At 33.1% G+C, this 19368-nt stretch carries 18 protein-coding genes; 3 read left to right on the top strand and 15 right to left on the bottom strand.

Features of this window, described 5'->3' with window-relative positions; translation table 11 throughout:
• Positions 1-45: 45 nt before the first annotated feature.
• The 5 genes from rapZ to AXG55_RS10965 all read right to left on the bottom strand — a co-directional run bounded on the left by rapZ (position 46) and on the right by AXG55_RS10965 (position 4923).
• Entirely contained in the window at positions 46-948 is a 903-nt protein-coding gene (rapZ, locus tag AXG55_RS10985; RefSeq protein ID WP_233231164.1) for an RNase adapter RapZ, read from the bottom strand.
• Positions 949-1128: 180 nt separating this feature from the next.
• A complete protein-coding gene (gene hpf / locus AXG55_RS10980; protein WP_148698167.1) occupies positions 1129-1581 on the bottom strand; it encodes a ribosome hibernation-promoting factor, HPF/YfiA family in 453 nt (150 codons plus the stop codon).
• A 157-nt stretch (positions 1582-1738) separates the two neighbouring features.
• Positions 1739-3154, bottom strand: a complete 1416-nt coding sequence (gene rpoN, locus AXG55_RS10975; protein ID WP_148698166.1) for an RNA polymerase factor sigma-54 — start codon at positions 3152-3154, stop codon at positions 1739-1741.
• A 14-nt stretch (positions 3155-3168) separates the two neighbouring features.
• On the bottom strand, positions 3169-4050 hold the full coding sequence (locus AXG55_RS10970) for a flagellin N-terminal helical domain-containing protein (RefSeq protein WP_148698165.1): 882 nt from the start codon (positions 4048-4050) through the stop codon (positions 3169-3171).
• Positions 4051-4074: 24 nt separating this feature from the next.
• Positions 4075-4923, bottom strand: a complete 849-nt coding sequence (locus AXG55_RS10965; protein WP_148698164.1) for a flagellin N-terminal helical domain-containing protein — start codon at positions 4921-4923, stop codon at positions 4075-4077.
• A 408-nt stretch (positions 4924-5331) separates the two neighbouring features.
• Here AXG55_RS10965 and AXG55_RS10960 point away from each other — a divergent pair, with 408 nt between their 5' ends.
• Positions 5332-6510, top strand: coding sequence for a pyridoxal phosphate-dependent aminotransferase (locus tag AXG55_RS10960; protein ID WP_148698163.1), 1179 nt, complete (start codon positions 5332-5334; stop codon positions 6508-6510).
• Between the two features lie 57 nt (positions 6511-6567).
• Complete coding sequence (locus AXG55_RS10955; protein WP_148698162.1) at positions 6568-7620, top strand: FAD-dependent oxidoreductase; 1053 nt, start codon at positions 6568-6570, stop codon at positions 7618-7620.
• A gap of 3 nt (positions 7621-7623) precedes the next feature.
• Here AXG55_RS10955 and AXG55_RS10950 read toward each other — a convergent pair whose 3' ends face one another.
• From AXG55_RS10950 to AXG55_RS10940, 3 genes are all read right to left on the bottom strand, one after another.
• Positions 7624-7989, bottom strand: a complete 366-nt coding sequence (locus AXG55_RS10950) for a hypothetical protein (RefSeq protein ID WP_148698161.1) — start codon at positions 7987-7989, stop codon at positions 7624-7626.
• A 16-nt stretch (positions 7990-8005) separates the two neighbouring features.
• Positions 8006-8491: a hypothetical protein gene (locus AXG55_RS10945; RefSeq protein WP_148698160.1), complete on the bottom strand. Its 486-nt coding sequence runs from the start codon at positions 8489-8491 to the stop codon at positions 8006-8008.
• Positions 8492-8556: 65 nt separating this feature from the next.
• A complete protein-coding gene (locus tag AXG55_RS10940) occupies positions 8557-10281 on the bottom strand; it encodes a hypothetical protein (RefSeq protein WP_148698159.1) in 1725 nt (574 codons plus the stop codon).
• Between the two features lie 391 nt (positions 10282-10672).
• Between AXG55_RS10940 and AXG55_RS10935 the strand changes: the two genes are divergently transcribed.
• Positions 10673-12007: an RCC1 domain-containing protein gene (locus AXG55_RS10935; protein WP_148698158.1), complete on the top strand. Its 1335-nt coding sequence runs from the start codon at positions 10673-10675 to the stop codon at positions 12005-12007.
• Positions 12008-12050: 43 nt separating this feature from the next.
• Here the strand turns inward: AXG55_RS10935 and AXG55_RS10930 are convergent, their stop codons facing one another.
• The 7 genes from AXG55_RS10930 to cdaA form a co-directional block, all read right to left on the bottom strand.
• Complete coding sequence (locus AXG55_RS10930; RefSeq protein ID WP_148698157.1) at positions 12051-12725, bottom strand: hypothetical protein; 675 nt, start codon at positions 12723-12725, stop codon at positions 12051-12053.
• 94 nt (positions 12726-12819) lie between these two features.
• Positions 12820-13545, bottom strand: coding sequence for a hypothetical protein (locus AXG55_RS10925; RefSeq protein ID WP_148698156.1), 726 nt, complete (start codon positions 13543-13545; stop codon positions 12820-12822).
• An 18-nt stretch (positions 13546-13563) separates the two neighbouring features.
• Positions 13564-14595 (bottom strand): anthranilate phosphoribosyltransferase, encoded by a 1032-nt coding sequence (trpD, locus tag AXG55_RS10920; protein WP_148698155.1) that lies wholly within the window; start codon positions 14593-14595, stop codon positions 13564-13566.
• Positions 14585-15667, bottom strand: a complete 1083-nt coding sequence (locus tag AXG55_RS10915; protein WP_148698154.1) for an alpha/beta fold hydrolase — start codon at positions 15665-15667, stop codon at positions 14585-14587. The genes trpD and AXG55_RS10915 overlap by 11 nt, the downstream gene beginning before the upstream one ends.
• 2 nt (positions 15668-15669) lie before the next feature.
• A complete protein-coding gene (gene glmM / locus AXG55_RS10910; protein ID WP_148698153.1) occupies positions 15670-17019 on the bottom strand; it encodes a phosphoglucosamine mutase in 1350 nt (449 codons plus the stop codon).
• 10 nt (positions 17020-17029) lie between these two features.
• Complete coding sequence (locus tag AXG55_RS10905) at positions 17030-17992, bottom strand: CdaR family protein (protein WP_148698152.1); 963 nt, start codon at positions 17990-17992, stop codon at positions 17030-17032.
• Positions 17992-19368 carry a diadenylate cyclase CdaA gene (gene cdaA / locus AXG55_RS10900; RefSeq protein ID WP_148698151.1) on the bottom strand — a complete coding sequence of 459 codons (1377 nt, stop codon included), beginning with the start codon at positions 19366-19368 and terminating at the stop codon, positions 17992-17994. The genes AXG55_RS10905 and cdaA overlap by 1 nt, the downstream gene beginning before the upstream one ends.

The raw sequence follows: 19368 nt of genomic DNA, 5'->3' as shown, positions 1-19368 counted from the left end.
TAAGTTGTATCGGGAAATCGCTTTGGTCAAGTCATGGCAAAAAAATTAATCCTCTTCAATATGCCGATGCTCAATGGTGACGAAGGGGACTTCTGTTTTAAAAATTTTTGCAAGTTCTTCCGTAATAGCAACACTTCTGTGCTTTCCGCCCGTACATCCAATGCCAATGGAAAAGTAATGTTTTCCTTCTTCAAGATAAAGAGGGTATAAAAACTTTAAAAAATCCGTTGTTTTTGAAATAAAAGTGACGACATGGGGGTCAGAAAAAACATAATCCTTCACCAGTGGGTTTAGCCCTGTAAGCTTTCTAAGATGCGGATCATAATGTGGATTTTTAAAACAGCGCACATCAAGTAAAGTGTCAAGATCTGTAGGTGTACCATGCTTAAAGCCAAAAGAAATAAACTGCATTAATAATTTTCCTTTTGTTCCTGAAAAGGAAAATTGCTTATGAATGAAGCGTTTTAAATATTGTGAAGACATATGCGAAGTATCAAGTACATGATGAGAGATATCTTTAATAGGTTCAAGTGTTTTTTCATCAAGTTTAATAGCATCTTGTAAGCTTATTAAGGGAGAATTGATACTCAGGGGGTGATGCCTACGCGTTTCTCTAAATCTTCTTAGCAGCACTTCTTCCGAGGCTTTGATATAAAGAATTTGGACATGACATGTTTTTACGAGATTGGGGTAAATTTCATCAAATGTTTTAGGATTATCCTGATCGCGAGAATCCAGAGCCAAAGCAATGTGTGTTGCTTTGAGATTGTTATTTAGAATGGCTTCCGAGAAGGATTTAAGCATAACCGCGGGGAGATTATCAATACAGTAATAACCTAAATCTTCCAGGGCATGAATAGCGACTGTCTTGCCTGAGCCCGCTAAACCTGAAACAATGATGATGCTTTTCTTTTCATTGGGAGAGATATTTGCAACTTGATTTTCCATTTCTTCCTCAAGCTTTTTCATTTTTTTGCGCGTAGAAACGGCATGCTTATAGACATTTTCTTGTTAATTAAAAATAAATAATATGTCAATCAAATTAAAAATATCTTTTGTCTATTTTAAACATTAAAAAAGGGAAGAAACATTTAAAGTCTCTTCCCTCAATTTAAAATTAAGCTTTTGTTAACTTACTTTTCTCATAGGTCTGACGTCGTCTTCAAAGTCAGACACATAGGCATTTTCAAATTTATCAAAAACGTTTTCGTTGATTTTTGCAAAACGTTTATGAATTCTTAAATTAGTAGCATTATAGTCCGATTTTTCACTTACTGAAGAGAATTCATTGCGTTTATGCATTTTCTTTTTAGAAACTCGTCTTAACGACGATTCTAATTTATTTAATACTTTATCAATAGAGTGATAAATATCTCCTGCGCTTGCATTAACAAACGTACTCATTCTACCCGATGATACAGAAATTTTAACATGGTGCTCAAAGCCATCTACGCTAAAAAAAGCTTTTACAAAAATTATATTGGACGAATATTTTTCAATACATTCAATAATTTTCTGTTCAACAATAGAACGGTTTTGTTTAGATTTAGGGAAATTAACGAAATGCACTTCAACTTGCATGTAACCTCCTAATAATATAGGTCATAGTACAGAAGAAAAAACTTAACAATTTATCTGAATATTTTTAACAGATAAATGAATATTACATTATTGAATGTAATATGTTAGTTAAAATATCATCAGTTGGCTAAGGAGTCAATCTGTAATATATAATGTATTAAAACCGTTGAATTCTTTTTGATGAGGACATTATTCCTAGTGATTCTCTGTATTTAGCAACGGTTCTGCGGGCTATTTTAATCCCTTTAAATGATTCGATTTTTAATGCAATTTCATGATCTGATAGAGGATTTTTTTTATCTTCATTTTTGATAAATTCTGCCACATATTGTTTTATAGACTCATTAGCAAGTTCTTGCCCAGAGTTATTTTCTACAGCGGCATTAAAAAAATATTTTAATTCAAAAATACCTCTTGGAGAATATAAATATTTATCTGATGTTGCTCTTGAAATTGTACTTTCATGTAAATCTAATTCTTGTGCCACAACTTTTAAGGTAAGAGGATTTAAATATTCAACACCATATTCAAAGAAATTTTCTTGATGTCTAATAATCGATTCTACTACTTTTAATATTGTTTTATCGCGTTCTTTTAATGATTTTACAAGCCACTTTGCTGACTTTATATTTTCATTAATATATTTAGATATATCTTTGGAATCTTTTTCAAATGTATCATTTTTTAAATTAGAAACGAGTTTGGAATATTTTTTAGAAAGTTTCAGTCGTGGTAATCCATTTTCATTTAAACTACAAATCCATTTTCCATCCCTTTTAAAAACATAGACGTCAGGAGTTATTAATTGATTAGATAGAGGGCCAAATTGTCGTGCTGGTCTCGGATCAAAATGCGTTTTTATAAAGCGAAAAGCATTTTTAATTTCATTTATATTTGTTTTCTCAATTTTAGCAATTTTTAAAAAGTTTTGCTTTTGAAATTCGTTCCAATATTCTGTTAAGAGTTTTTCAACGTATTTCGGTTTTTTATCTAATTTTTTAAACTGTAAATAAAGACATTCTTGAGCGTTGCAAGCACCTACCCCTGTGGGTTCGCATTTTTGAATAGTCTCTATAGCAAATTGCACATCATCTATATGAATACTGTTTGCTTCTGAAATTGTTTCTTTATCTGTATTTAAAAATCCATTGTCATCAATGTACTGCAATATTGTTAAAACACATTCTTTTTCATAGGCACTTAAGCGCATAATTGCTATTTGTTCTTGAATGGAAGTATGTAAAGAAATATTTGAACTTGAGTCCGCATATTCTCTTTTTTGATCCGATGAAGAAATGGCTTCGTTACTTTTAATATCGTTGTAACGTTCTGTATAATCTGTTTGGTTAAAAGAATTTTGCAAAGCGCGTTTTAATTCTTCATAATGAAGTGTATATTCCTGTTCATCATATTTAGGAATGCCAATAAGACAAGGATTTTTTTCAAGTTCATCTGTTATGAGTTTTTCAAGTTCATAACGGCCTAAAGTTAGAATGGTAATAGAATGTTTAAGTTCGGCTGAAAGAGATATTTTTTGAGTTGTTTTCAGTCCTTGCTTAATTTCTAAAGCCATTCCCTAGTTCTCCGCTATCTTATTAAATGTAATACCGTTTCAGGGAGTTGGTTGGCCTGTGCCAAAACAGAAGTGCCTGCTGAAACAAGAATTTTACTTTGAGCAAATTTTGCTGATTCAGAACCATAGTCTACATCGCGAATTCGAGATTGAGCTGCATTGAGATTCTCACTTCCGATATCTATTGAAGTAATAGTTGAGTTTAGTCTGCTTTGCAATGCTCCTAAAGTAGCTCTTGTTTTTGTTACGTTTAACATAGAATTATCAAGTGCTGAAAAGATATCTTCCGTAGGACTTCCTCCCAGTTCCCGTCCATCTTCTCCTTCAATGCTTAAGTCTGTTAACTTGTTAAGTGATTCATTTAATTCTGATAAATCATCAAATTTTAGTGTAATGACTTCATTTTCTTCGTTTGTTTCACCATCGCTTTTTCTAAAGTTAACGCCGACCTGCACATTGATGTCTTTTTGGTCTTCATCAGAAAGCAGCTTTCGACCATTAAATTCAGTTTGATCTTTAATGCGGTTGACTTCTTTTCCCAATTCCTGAAATTCTTTGTTCAAAAAGGATCTTTCTGTTTCGCCTATAGTGTCACTGGCGGCTTGTGTTGTGAGCTCCCTCATTCTAATAATTATATTATTTAACTCACTGAGGCCACCTTCTCCTGTTTGTAAAAAAGAAATTCCATCGGAGGCATTTCTTTTTGCTTGTGCAAAGCTTCTTACTTTAGCGCGCATTGTTTCTGAGATAGCAAGCCCTGCGGCGTCATCGGAGGATTTATTTATTCTTAACCCCGAAGATAATTTTTCAATACTATCTGATAATTCATCTTGATTTTCACTTAATCTTCTTTGCGCCAAGAGACTATCAATGTTGGATTTAATTCTAAGTCCCATAAAAATGATCCTTATTTATTTTTATTAACGCAATAAAGCAAGTGCCATTTCAGGGCGTTGATTTGCTTGTGCTAGAATGGCAAGTCCACCTTGAGACAAGATTCTGCTTTGTGATAATTTTGCTGTTTCATCAGCAAAGTCTGTGTCGCGGATACGGCTATTTGCAGCCATCATATTTTCAGTATTTATTGAAATATTACTTATTGTTGAATTTAGGCGTGATTGTGTCGCTCCGAGTGTTGCTCTTGTTGATGCAATCATATTTAAACTGCTATCAATGGTATTTAAATTTGCTGCGATCGATTCTCTATCTTCACCCGCAAGTGAAGTGTCTTTTAAACCTAAAGATTCTGAATTTACGCCTGTGGTATCGCCACCAAATTGAAGGGTTAATATGTCATTTGGTGTTCCGTTATAACCAACTTGAAGTGTGATGGGTGTTTCAGATTCATTTGCTGATAGAAGTTTTCTGCCATTAAATTCTGTTGTTTCGGAAATACGATCAATTTCTTGTGTTAATTGTTGATATTCTTTATCAATATAGTCACGTTCTTGAACGCCTAAAGTGTCACTTGCAGATTGCATTGTTAATTCGCGCATACGAATTAAAATATTTGTTGTTTCGTTTAATCCGCCTTCAGCAACTTGGAGTAAAGAAACACCATCATTTGCATTTCTTTTTGCTTGAATTAAGCTTCGTGTTTTTGCTCTTAACCCTTCAGATATAGCTAGTCCCGCAGCGTCATCGGCTGACTTATTTATTCTTAATCCAGAGGATAATTTCTCCATGCTTGATGTCATGTCTGCATTATTATTGGAAAGAAATCTTTGTGCCGTAAGGGATTCTACATTGGTTTTAATACGTAAACCCATAATATTCTCCTCCTTGATAGCCTGAAAACCGCATTTGTGGATTGCGGGGCTGTTTGCAGCACCAACCTTGATACTTTGCAAACTTATAGGTCATTCACCTGTTATCCATGGTGCTTCCGTGACCTATGCAGGGCTTATCGAAGATTTGAATTGGTAAATTAGAAAAAATTTATATTTTTTAAAAAATAATTAAAAAACATAGTATTATCATAATTTTATAATTATTTTTTATTTTTATTAAAATGTATAATGTGTAAATGAATTAAAATTAATATTTTACAGGATTGGAAAGAATCCTTTTTACAATAACTTACAAATATTTCTCGATTTTCTTGACTTTTTTTTGCTGTTCTGCTTTTTTCAGAAGGTTTCTAAAGTGTTTTTTTATATGAAACTAGGGGTATCATAATGAATCGTCTTGACTCAATTAGTTTTGGCAAAATCGTGCAGATTAGAGAGCAGCTTTTAAAGCTGCAGGCCACAGGTAAAAAAGTATATCGTTTGGAGTCGGGTGATCCCAGCTTTTCCATAGCACCGCATATTTCTGTGGCCATTGAAAAAGCTCTTCATGATGGAAAAACTCACTATATTCCTAATAATGGTATTCCTGAATTATTGAAAGCGCTCTCACAAAAACTTTATAATCAAAATAAAATTAAAGTAACAGAAAATGATATATTTGTAACAAATGGCGCCATGCATGCGCTGTATGTTGTATTTCAATGTATGCTAGAGCAAGGTGATGAAGTTATTGTTCCTGAACCTCTCTGGACAGAAATTGGTGAAAATATTCGTCTCGCCGGCGGTGTTACGGTATCCGTTCCTTTATCAAGACAAAATAATTATCAATATAGTTATGAAGATATTGTTAAAAAAATAACTTCACGAACAAAAGCGATTTTTGTAAATTCACCACAAAATCCATCTGGCGCTATTGTTCCTAAAGAAGAATTACAGCGTATTGCAAATTTAGCTGCAGAAAGAGGATTGTGGCTTATTTGTGATGAAGCATATGAAGATCTCGTTTATGAAGGAGAGCACTATTCTCCGGCAAGTGGTCTTGAAAATTACGACAAAGCTATTTCTTTATATTCTTTTTCTAAAACCCATGCCATGAGTGGTTTACGTGTGGGTTATATTGTAACAAAAAATAAAGCATTAAAAGAACGTATTCCTAAATTGTTACGTTGTACCGTCAATGGAATTAATAGTATTGCTCAATGGGGAGCTTTAGCTGCTGTAACAGGACCTCGTGATCACCTTGAATTTATGCTTACAGAGTATAAAAAACGCCGCGAAATCATTTATAATGCTGCTTCGGAAATCCCAGGTTTAATTCCCTTTAAACCTCAGGGTGCTTTTTATCTGTGGTGTGAAGTTGAGCCCTCTTTGCTTAATCAATTGCAAATTAAATCTGTTTCGCAACTTTCTGACTTTTTAGCAGAACGCGGTATTGGCAGTGCCCCTGGCGATAGTTTTGGCATTAGTTGTGCCAATGCCATTCGCTTTGCTTTTAGTTGTAGCACTCAGCAAGTAGTTGAGGGATCTAAGGCGCTTAAAGAAATTTTACAATTTGGAAATTCCTGATTAAAGTCTATTTAAAATAAAACAATATTGTTTTATTTTAAGAATAAGGCATGTGTTATGGAAAAAGAACATGACTTTAAGTGGACCGTAATAGGAGCGGGACCTGCTGGAATTGCTGCTGTGGGAAAGTTAATTGATAATCAAGTCAATCCTAAGCAAATTGCTTGGCTTGATCCCTCTTTTCAAGTCGGTGATTTTGGTACAAAATGGAATAAAGTACCAAGCAATACAAAGGTGAGTTTATTTTTAAAATTTTTAAATGAATCAACCTCATTTAATTATCCAAACTGTAAAGAAAATTTCAAAATTCATGAATTAGATCCTAACGGAACATGCGAGCTCAGTTATATGGTCTCGCCTTTGGCATGGATATCTGAACATTTAAGGAAAAGTGTAACTTCTTTAAAAAATTCCGCTGTATCTGTGAAAATGAAAAATAGAAATTGGGTTGTTTCTTTAGAGGGTGGAGAACAAATCACATCGACAAATGTGATTTTAGCGACAGGTGCTAAGCAAAAAAGTTTATCCTATCCTTCGTTGAAAGAAATTTCATTAGAAATTGCTCTCAATAAAGATAAATTGTCTGAGTATTGTTCTAATAAAGATAAGATTGCTGTATTTGGATCCTCACATTCCGCAGTTTTAATACTCAGAAATTTAATAGAATGTACCGCTGTAACAAGAATTTTGAATTTTTATCAATCTCCTTTGTGCTATGCTGTTTATTTAGACGATTGTATTTTATTTGATAATACAGGGTTAAAAGGTACAACGGCGCTGTGGGCAAAAGAAAATTTACACGGAAAATTACCTCAAAGTCTTGAGCGCTATGTTGCTAATAAAGAAAATCTTCAAAAATATCTCTCCCAATGCACTCATGTTATTTATGCTGTTGGATTTGAATCTCGTGCAATTCCAGTCGAAGATTTTGAATCAATAAATTACAATGCAAAGACAGGAATTATTGCTCCAGGTCTCTTTGGGTTTGGTATTGCGTATCCAGAGTCTAAAGTAGATCGTTTTGGAATTGAGGAATATCGTGTGGGATTATGGAAATTTATGAGTTACCTTAATGAGATTTTACCAATATGGCAGAAATACTCACTCTAAAAATTATATTTCGTCGGGTAAATATATTTCTTTTCCATTTGCAAAAACAGTAATTGTCACATTCCCTTTTCTATAAATTTTTGCGCCGTCATCTCTAATTTCCAACAAAACTCTATTATTAGGATCCTGTACCCAAGCGACATATTCAGTAGGAGTCATATTTTTTACCGGAGGAGTAGAACTTAAATTTAATTTCTGATTCTGTTCCTTGCTTTTCATATTTTCATTTGAATTCTGTGTTTCAATTTTTTTATTATTTGAATTTTTTATTTCTATTTCTTCAACGGTTTGATTTTTAGTGATATAAAATGAAATGCCTAATGCAATTAATAAACCCGAGCAAATAAAAATTAAATTTCTTTTATCCATAGTACATACCCACTTCTTAGAAAGTATTTTGTGAATTAATAAATTCTGTATTAGTTTGACTTGAATAAAATTTATACAAGTTATTATAAGTTAATTCAAGAATGGAATTGTATTTTTCGTTGAAAGTTCTATTGCTTGTTTTATCTGTTAAATATTGTTCAAGTTCAATTGTAATATAAAGAGTTGTAATGTTTCCTAAAATATTATCATTTTGGCAAGAATTTAAATTATTTAATGTGAAATTATTTAATGAATTTGATAAATTTAATATTTCTTCTGGATTAAATAAACAATTACCATCTGGTTTTAAATACTCCATGAGATATATTTTATCGCTCACATGAAGTTCTTTAAACCAGCTATTAAAGCAACCTTTTAATGATTGTCTTACTTTCCCAAGTGCATCATAGGAATCATTTTGAACTTTATGAATCATATTTGCACTTGCTAAGGAATGGGTGCTTATCATTAGAAAAGTCAACGTTAAAATTTTTTTCAGCATGGGGATAAACCTCTAAGTGAAATTAAAAAGGAGCTTCTCATTCTTAGAAGCTCCTTTTTTTTAGGTTAGAGAAAATCGGGAAGAATATTTCCTTCAGGAGAGGTTGGAGCCATTATGTTTCTGTTATTTCCGCATTGATTTGCATCTTTATAACCGACGCATGATTGCGATTGGCTTGCTGCTTGTGATGCATCTGTTAAAGGAACAGCCGCTGATTGCTCTCCCGGATTACAAGCACGGTAAGCTCTTGAGTTTACATTCCAAACAAAACAAAGATTTGTTGGAATTGAAATTTGAATTGCTTGAGTTTCAAATGATGCCAATTCTTTATGAATCTTTAATCCTTTGAGACTTGCTAAATCCTGAACATTTGTTTGCCAATAAAAGTTCGGACGATTTGATAAAGCGGTTGATGCAGATTGTTCCCAGCCTGATTGTTGGTAAGCTTGGAAAACATTTTGATAACCGTTTTGTTGTGTTTGATCATTAATTGGCACAGGTGGAATTTGTTGATTTTGTTGTTGCACTTGTTGCCAGTATTGAGACTTATCGCCAGGAGAAAGATTCGATTTTTGAATTTGCAATTGGCCGATTTCTTTTTCAATCGCTTGAACAGCTGCAATATAAGCAGCCTCTTTATCTCCAGAAATCATAGTAAGTTTACAAGCGCTTTGTGCTTGTTGAACATTAGGTATGAGATTAGATACGATATTGTCTTGATAGACAGCAACTTGTTTGTTTATGACAGATTTTACGCCTGGTAACATCCCAGAGGTAAAATCGCAATCAAGAATGGCTTTATAAGATGACACTTGTTGTTTTAACACACCTTTTACAGCAATTGGTGGAATAAAGGGAGAAAGATTTCTTGCAAAAGAAACTGCTCCATTTGTCGTTAAATCAAAGTTAAATGTGGCACCTGCAAGGTTTCCTCCTCCTTTAAGCGATGAGAATATAGGAATACCCGCTCTTTGGCTTTTCACGCCATTGGCGTCGTATTGCAGCTCTGTTAAGGATTCAAAGCTCAAACCAGACATAGGCATAATTGCTATTCTGATATCTTGTGCGTAATTATTTTTATATGTTTTTATTTTTAATAATTCATCGGCAGTAAAACCGCCATAAATATTCCCAGTTATTAACCCACCATTTGATGAATTTAAAGCAACTAAGCTTTGATTTAATCTATTGTGTCTTTCAGTGATGGACTCTCCAAAATTCAATGGAAAATAGATCCCTGCATTGCTAAATAATGTTGTTATATTATTATACATTGAAGTTAAAACGCCTGCAGGAAGGCTGCCTTGAAAGCTGGAAACATTTGCTTCAGCAGCTTTCTTTCTTTCCAAAGCTTTATTTAAATAATTTTGATATACGGCGATGTTGGGATCGGACGGATTCGCTTTTATCGCATCATCTAATACTTTTTGCAAATCCATAACGACTTTTCTAGCATTAAAATATTCTTCTGATGTTAAATTTGAAAGCTTCATACTTAAATCAGAAATTAAGGAAGAGCTTGATACAGCTACTTCATTTTTTATAAAGGTGGCTGAAACTCCATCCGCATTCACTGATGCTTGTAATTTGGGAATATAATAATATTGTTTAGCATCAACACTATCTTGATAGACAGGTAATCCAACGACAAAGTCAATTGATGGTTTGTCTTGTTGTTGCATTTGTTGATTAACGGGTAAAGGCAATGTCGTTGTTTGAATTTTTGAATTCGCAAAGGCCATTGCAGGAATAGAAGCAGAAACTAAAGCAAATAATGAAATATATTTCATTAATGTCTCCTTTTAAAATGTAGAAAAATAGTTCAAAATAACTATATCTGGGTTGCTTTTTTAAATATTTGTTATTTTAAACTGATTCTTTTACTAGCACACAAAGGAATTTTTTTCAAATTAATTAATGTCAATATTTTTATTGAATAAATATAAAATTAATATTTTTTTGTTTCCTTATTTTAAATAATTTTTTTAATTTTATATTTTTTTATTTATTAAAAATTTTTTTATTTATAATTTCTTACATTTTTAATGTGTCAAATATTTTTATATTAGGTTACTTGTGTGCTTTAAAAATATAAATATATTTTTGATAATATATTTAATATTGTATAAGCTATAAGTATCGATTGATATTTTGGTGATTTAGAATAATGGAAAGGTTTTTATGGAAAATAAAATTTTTCAAATAAATCAAAAGAATTTCATTTTTTTAGGAGCATCTTTGCTCTTAATAGGTTTGTCAGGTTGCTCTCAATTGTATGATTTGCCCGATCCTACTGTTCCTTTAGATATTGCCTCATTTAATTCCTTAAATGACTTAGTCTCTTATTCTAAGTCTTTAGGGTATGTTCCTTCCTATTCAACAAACGGCCGAGAATATGGGTTACTTAGTGCCGCCGATCTTGGAGCGTGTGTTGTCATGAGAAGTGGCAATATTAAATGCTGGGGATATAATTCAACGGGACAGTTAGGTAATGCTTCAGCAACAGATTCTGCAACGCCTGTGTTAGCTTCTGTAAATGGAACAGCTTCTGTTAGTTCAGGTGATTTTGCCGTTTCCGTTTCTGCTGCTCTAGGAACGACATGTGGCTATTTCAAAAGTGGTTTTAAATGCTGGGGAGATAATACTCAGGGACAGTTAGGAAATGGAAATACAACTTCAAGTAACAATCCGGTTAGTGTTTCAAATATTGGAAGCAAAACTTTAAAAAGCTTTGCCGTTGGTGACCAGCATTCGTGTGCTCTTTACACAGATAGCACAGAGAGCTGTTGGAGTTCGAATGCTTTTGGTCAGGTTGGTGATGGCACTTCAGGTACGTCACGTCTTACAGGCGTGACAGCGAGTTTACCAACGGGAGATTCCGTTATTTCTTATATTGCGGCATCGGATAGAATGACGTGCGCTGTTACAACTTCAAGTAATGGGTATTGTTGGGGAAATACAACTTCTACTTATCTTAATTTACTTTTTAATCCTACGCCTACTTTCATGGGTAGCAACTTGACCGCTGTTTCCAGCGGTGATGGATCACATATGTGCTTTATAAATAAGAACCAAGGTCTTCAATGCTTTGGGAATAATGCGAATGGGCAATTAGGAAATAGCTCAACTGTACTTTCTAGCACTTTAGTTGGAGTCAATAATTTAAGTGGAGTTGAAATGGTGGTTACTGGTGATAATCATACTTGTGCCGTTGCAAACGATTATAAAAATGTCTATTGCTGGGGCGACAATACCTTTGGACAGGTAGGAGCGGGTTCATCGCAGACTCAATTTACAGTTCCTAATATAGGATCTCCTGTGCAAGGTTTTCCCGCAAATTCAAAGATTGTGGATATTGCGGCATCCGATAAAACAAACTGTGTGTTACTAAGCACAGATGATGTTTATTGCTGGGGAGCAAATGGAGGAGGTTTAGGAAATGGCTATGTTGGAGTGGCGTTGGGTACGGCAAAATACTCTACTGCAATTAAAATATTAAATAGAGCGGATCCATAAAATAAGATAATATAAAGATTTTTCTTTTTAAAATAATTAGAAGTTAGAAGAACAAGCCAAGGGTCAGATCTGCAGAGTAATAGTTAAAAGAGCCTTCACCGCCCGCGTTGGCATTTCCTTTACTGTCATTTGCATTTTGATAAATCATGTAGGCATTTGAATAATAAAAACTAGGTCCATAATACATTCCAAAACTGCTGTCGAAATGATATTTGAATAATACATTGAAACCTATGCCGTAATTTAGGTTGTGCTGAATATAAGGTGAATACGTTTGTTGATAAGTTGAAGTATCTGTCGTTTGTAACCAAGTATCATAAAATGAATAATATAAGTAAGGATTGATTAAAAAATCTACAAATGAGAATGATAAATTATATCCAAAATCCAGCCCAGTTTGAAATGAGTCATAGGCATGAGTGTAAGTCACTGACGATTGAATAGAAGGGGGTGTGTAAGTTACGTTATCGTATTTTCCACCGAATCCAATATAAAAGTCTTTTGAACCCATAAAGGGAAAAAGAATTTTTAATTTAGCGTCATAACCTGTATAGTTATTCCCTTGGATATTCATCGATTCATATCCACCACCAAGCAAAAGTTTTATTGTATTGCCATCAGATCCAAACTCTTGAGAATAACTATTTTGATATGTGGATAAAATTGAAACTATTAAAATTAATTTAAAATTTTTAAATTGGTAAATGGAATTCTCCAATTCTTTAAAAATTATTACAATTATATTAAAATTATATTACACTTTTTTTATATTAAAATTATGACATATTTTTGACTTTAAAAGAATTAAAATTTTAACGAGCTTCGAATATCACTTTGAAACCAATATTATTTAAGAGAGTTTTTTTAGAATTTTCTAATAACCCAGCCCATGCCATCAAATTTGTTGTCTTAGGGAGTAAATTTGCCAGTTGAAAAAAAATGCTGCTATCATGTGAAAAATTATGGGGATTGTATCCTGATATGGCAATATAAGGAGCATCTGTATCTAATACAGTTTGAAGTTCTTTTTTATTATGAATTATAAAAATGATTGAGAAGTGAAATTCACGTCCAATTTCTGTTAAGTATTGTATTTGATATTTATCTAAATTATAACAATATATAAACATTCCATCAAAACCATGGATAATAGAGTCGTATATTTCATATTCTTGAGTGAAAAAACCGGAGCGAAGAACCAAGGAGTCTTCATGTTTAATAGAAATTTTTTCAAGCCATTCTTCATGCAGTGGTGAGGTGAATAGGCAAAAAATATCATCTTTATTGTTAAAATCTATTATGTTTACTTCAGTATCGAATAAACTACAAAAATCTTTATCATGAATATAATTAGGAATAAGAGTGTATTTTTTATTTTCAATTTTATGATTTAAATTGTATTTTGTTTTATTTCTTAAAAAAATATTTTCAGCCAATTGTCTTTTATCTGATAATGAAAAATAATTCGAGTTTAATAAAGTTAATTTTTTTTGTTGCTCAAGAAAAAAACTTAATAAATTTTTTTTTTGAAAAAACATGAATATATATTTCCATTGTTAGTTTGAATTGTTTTTCCATTTATCAAGCATTTTAAGTGCTTTACCGGAATTTATAGTTTCTTTAGCTAATGCGATGCCTTCTGAGAGGCTATCGCATAATTCGGCACACCATAATGTTGCAGCTGCATTTAATATCACAGCATCTAAAACAGCAGAATGAGCTCGGTTTTTTAATGTTTCAATTAATATTTTAGTATTGTATTCAACGTCTTTTCCAAATAAATCTTTAATTTTATGGGTCTTAAATCCAAAATCACTGGGTTTTATAACGTCATGTGAAATTTTCCCATTTTCTAATTTCGAAAGATAAGTTGCACTGCAAACTGAAATTTCATCTAAGCCATCTTCTCCATAAGCAATGAGGGCTCTGTTGCGTCCTAGCTTTTTCATACAATTTGCCATTAATGGTAAAGAATCTTTATTATAAACCCCAATGAATTGCCCTGTTAAATTAACTGGATTAGCTAAAGGGAAAACTAAGTCAATTATGGTTTTAAATCCTAAAGTTTTTCGAATATCCATCAAATGTTTTAATGTAGGATAAAATGTATTTAATTGTAAAAAGGAGAAATGGCATTTGTTTAACTGATCATAAGCATTATCTAAAGAATTTGCAGGATTGATATTGAGCATTTGTAAGACGTCGCCACTGCTGCCCGATTTATTAGAAATTCCAACTCCCGTAAATCGGGCAACATGGGCACCTGCTCCTGCTGTAACCAGCGATGAAATAGTTAATATATTAAGCGTGGATGTTTTATCTCCTCCTGTGCCGCTACAATCGACGACATGGGGAAGAGTGTGTTTTATTTTATTTTTATGATTTTCTTGAATTGTTTTTAATATTCTAATGATCACTTCTTCAGATAGGGGTAAGAATCGGAAACCAGTTAATACTGCGGCAATACGTACATCAGATAAAGTGCCATCTATCATGCTGTGTGTAAGAGCTTCTGCTTCATCAATTGAAAATCCACGTCCTGCAAAAACTTGTTCCATCATGGGTGAAAAATTTTTATCAATAATCATTATCGTTCTCTTTAGTTTGAATTGAAGTAACTGAATATGAAAAACTAGCAGATAAAACTGTTTGAGTAAATGAGTTGTTTTTAATTCCGGTGAGATTTAAAAATTTATTGATTTCATGAAAGCAGGTTGCAGGAGCTTCCAAACACAACACATGGGCGCAGCCTTCAACCCATTTTGCTGTTATATTATTAATATTTTTATTTAAATTTATAGCTATTTGTCTTGACAATAACTTATCTTCTTTTCCCCATAAAAGTAATACAGGGCATCTTATTTTTTTTAAATTACTATCGATAAAATACTTTTCTTGGGTTGTTTTTAGAAGATCTTTAACTCTTTCATCTTTTAAATTTCGAAATAAAGATCTTTTTGCTGTTTCACTTAAAAAAGGAAAACCCGTGTAAGGAAATGCTTTTAAAATTCCGGGATATAATTTTTGGAATTTTCTCCAGCTAAGATATGTTAGAGTATCTCTTAAGGCGAAGGGATTTATTTTTAATCCTGCAGGATTCATTAAAATGAGCTTATTTATTATTTCTGGATAATGAATAGATAAGTGAAGTGAGAGCCAGCCTCCTAAACTTAATCCACATATATCAACGCTATCATTGGTAATTGCTTTGATAAATTCGACTAAAGATTCGCCATGCTCAAAAAAATCCATGATGGGATTATTGGGTTCACTAAAACCAGACATATGGAATAAATCTGGAATTAAAATACGTCGTTTGTTGGCGAGCATTTTTCCTAAAATCCACCAACTTTGTCCACTACTTCCTAATCCATGAATGAATATAAGTGGTTTTAAGTTTGATTTAGGATCACTGTCATAATAATGTATTTGGCCAAATTTTGTTGATATTTTTTTTGATTGAAAACCAGATAAATTTAGATATTTTTTAAAGCAAGCAGATAAAGTGCGATCAACTCGAATTTCAGTTGCCTTGATTACGTCAAGATCTTCGACTTTTCGGGCTGGACGAATGACAAATTGAAGGAGCTTGAGATAAAGGAATCTATTCCAATTCATTTTATTAGAAAAGAAACCAAAGCTTAAATTCCTTTGTGGCATTTTTATCCAATCTCTTGTAAAAGTTCGTTTTCAATTTGTTTTGCCATTTCTTCAATTCTTTTATACTCAGGACCTTCAAGTGTAATGCGGGCAAGCGATTCAGTGCCACTATAACGTAACAATACTCTACCTGTTGAACCAAGCTCTTCTTCAAATCTTTTAATCAGGGTATTTGTTTTATGAAGGTTCGCTAGAGGAGGTTTTGATTTCACTTTTACATTCTTTGTAATCTGTGGAAATTTTTTCATAATAGAAGTGAGTTCTGATATTTTTTTATTGGTATGACACATCATTTCAAGAACTTTTAAGCAGGCAATAGTGGCATCACCTGTTGTGCTGGAGTCGAGAAAAATTAAATGACCCGACTGCTCTCCTCCAAGTATAAAGTCATTGGTAAGCATGCTTTCCATGACGTTACGATCTCCTACGCTTGTTCTAATGACATGAATACCCGCATTTTCCATTGCAACGTCAAAACCTTTATTACTCATTATCGTAACACAAACACCATTATTTTTTAATTGATTTTGTGATTTCATTTCAAGAGCACACATAGCAATAATATGGTCTCCATCCAGGATGTTACCTTTTTCATCGACAACAATTAAACGATCGGCGTCACCGTCTAATGCAAAACCAATGTCCGCTTTATATTCTACAACTTTTTCAGCTAAATTTTGAGGGTGTAAGGCACCACACTCGTAATTAATATTAAATCCATTAGGGTCATCGTGTATGGAAATGACTTTGGCTCCTAGTTCTTCAAAAACCTTTGGCGTTACTTTATAACCTGCGCCATGTGCACAATCTAAGACAATTTTTTTGCCATCTAATTTTAAATTTTTAGGGAAACGTTCCTTTAAAAAGACGGCATATTGACCAATGGCATCATCAATTCTTTTTGCTCTTCCCAATTGTTCGGAGTTCACGAGATATTTATCTAAATCAGGGCTATCTATAAGTTGTTCGATTTGAGATTCATCATGATCGGGAAGCTTAAATCCATTGTGATCAAAAAGTTTAATGCCATTATCTTGAAAGGGATTGTGACTTGCCGAAATCATAATTCCGGCATTGGCACGCATACCTCTTGTTAAATAGGCTATTCCGGGGGTCGGTAGAGGGCCTACAAACAAAACGTCAACGCCGACGCTACATAATCCTGATGCAATGACTCCTTCAATCATATACCCACTGACACGAGTGTCCTTTCCAATGAGAACTTTGGGACGTTCCGATCTTTTTTTTAAAATAATGCCAAATGATTGAGCTATTTTTAAAAGCATATTAGGTGACATGAGTCCTTTATTGGCTTCGCCTCGGATGCCATCGGTGCCAAAATATTTTGCCATATGAAAACCTTTAAGGATTAAGATGTACTGAAATTGTATCTGGAAGCATTTTTACGAGTGAAATATTTCCAGGTATTTTTAATATAAGTTGTTTGTCTTGCCAACCTGGTTTCAATCCTGATGCATCCAGGAAAACCCGAACGGCAGAGGGATCGAGTTTATTTAGAATATCTCTTTGTCCAGAAACTTCAACATCAATAGAGCGGGGGCGTAACTGAATTTTAGAAAGAGTTTTTTTATTTATATTTTTAATTTCTATAGGGACGGAACGGAATGTTCGATTGAATTTTTTAGGACCTAGGGTGATAGAAACCACAACGCTTTTTTCAATTGCATTAATTGCGGAAGATTCTTCAAGCTCTAAATTAGCATCGGTAATTAAATTTTTATTTATTCCTTCGATAATAATAGGAAGTGTAAATATATTTTGAGTTCGTGCTAATTGCTGTCTCGCACCTGAAACTTTAATATGAGAAGGAGTTACTTTAACTTGATCTACCATTAATCCTGCATGTGGCTCCCCTTTTAATACGGCTTGAATGGGCAATATTTTTTCTTGCAGTTTATCAATATCCACATCAATATAGGGGCGTTCAATTACCATAGCATATTGCTTAGGTAAATTAGGAAAACTATCACGACCTACTTTTACGCGTACTCTTCCCGGTGTTTCACTAATAATATCAATTTCTCCTGTGAGTTCGGAATCGCTGGGTGAAATTGAAAATATAGAATTTTGTTGTTTAATTGTAACGTCTAATGCTCTTTCTTTGGCTCCTAAAATAACCATGGAGGGTGACGTAACAAGTTTGATACGAGCGACTTTTTCGAAGCTTAAATCTTTGTCTGTTCTTACAATAAAAAATATAACAATAGAAAATAACAATGACAAAACTTTTAACCAAAAATTATTGGTAATTGTTTTAAATAATCCTCGAACAAGTGTTGTATTTTCTTGAGATCCTGTAGCCATTACTTTTTATCATCCTTATTGTTTTTATCGAAAGCATCAGGTTCTTTTTTGGTTTCAATGGGGGGATCCAATGGAATTCCGCCAATGGAAATATCTCGGGGAGGTGGTGATTTCGGAATAGGGGGATCGAAGCGATCTTCGGGAGCAATTTCGACAATGGCTTTCAAAGCTTTATTTTTTTCGCTGGTATTCATGGTTTTAGGGAAGTCATCTTGAGTTGAATTCTCATCCATATTTAAGTTGTCTTCTAAGCTTAAGGGGTCAAGATTACTGTTTGATAAATTTTGATGTTTATTTAATATATTGCTCGATATAAATTGAATATCTGAAGATTTTATATCTTTTATTTTGGAACTTCTTGGAAAACGAATATGAATATTTTTTGGTACATTTGATGCAATTCTATTTTCATTTTCTATTTGCTGAAGAGCGAAACTCTCTAAAGACGATACTTTTTTATGCAAGGGAGCCGTTTTATCAAATGATTTTTTTCTTTCATTTTCAAATTGAGGCAATTTATTTTTAAATAAAGCATTTTTTAATTTATTCATCAATTTATGATAATTAAATATAATAAAATTGTCGACCCAATTCACTAGTGTTGAATTTTGACCACGAGGAATTAATAAAATAGAAAGCATTTTACGAGCCGCTTCAATAGAGCTTTGTCGTTGTAAATTTCCTTCCCAGGCGATTGAAATATTCCCCGTTTCTTCGCTAACAACAAGAACCACAGCATCTGTTTCTTCAGATATTCCTACAGCAGCGCTATGACGAGTCCCCATTTTTTTGGAAAATCTAGGATTTTTTGAAAGCGGTAATTGTGCAGATGCACAATTAATACGATCTTTTTTAATGATAACAGCACCATCATGTAAAGGAGAAAAAGATTGAAAAATGCTGCTTAGCAACTGTTCCGTGATCACAGCATCAAGCATGATGCTGTGATCATAGAGTTTGTCCAATCCTACTGAACGTTCGAAGACAATGAGCGCTCCAATACGTTCATGGCTTAATGATTTTGCCGCATTTGTAATTTCATCAATAATGGCAGCTCCCGAAACAGCATCAAGACCGCTGAAAAAGGGGCCTCTGCCAAAACGAGTTAGAAGTCTTCGTATATCATCTTGAAATAGAACAATTACGACTATAATAAATGAAGAATAAAATTTACTAATAATCCAATGCAAAGTATCAAACTGTAGCATGCTTGAGAACACATAGGTTATAAATATAACAAGCATACCAATAAGAACTTGAGCTGCTCTTGTTCCTTTTAGTTGCGCTATGATTTGATAAAATAAAAATGCAACAAGACTAATGTCAAGCAGGGCTTTCCAAGATAGAATTGATTTTATAGACTCTAGGTAATTCAT

Source organism: Silvanigrella aquatica (genome assembly GCF_001907975.1).
Lineage (GTDB): Bacteria > Bdellovibrionota_B > Oligoflexia > Silvanigrellales > Silvanigrellaceae > Silvanigrella > Silvanigrella aquatica.
Note: the sequence above shows the minus strand (reverse complement) of the source record. Positions and strands in the feature narration are given on the sequence as shown.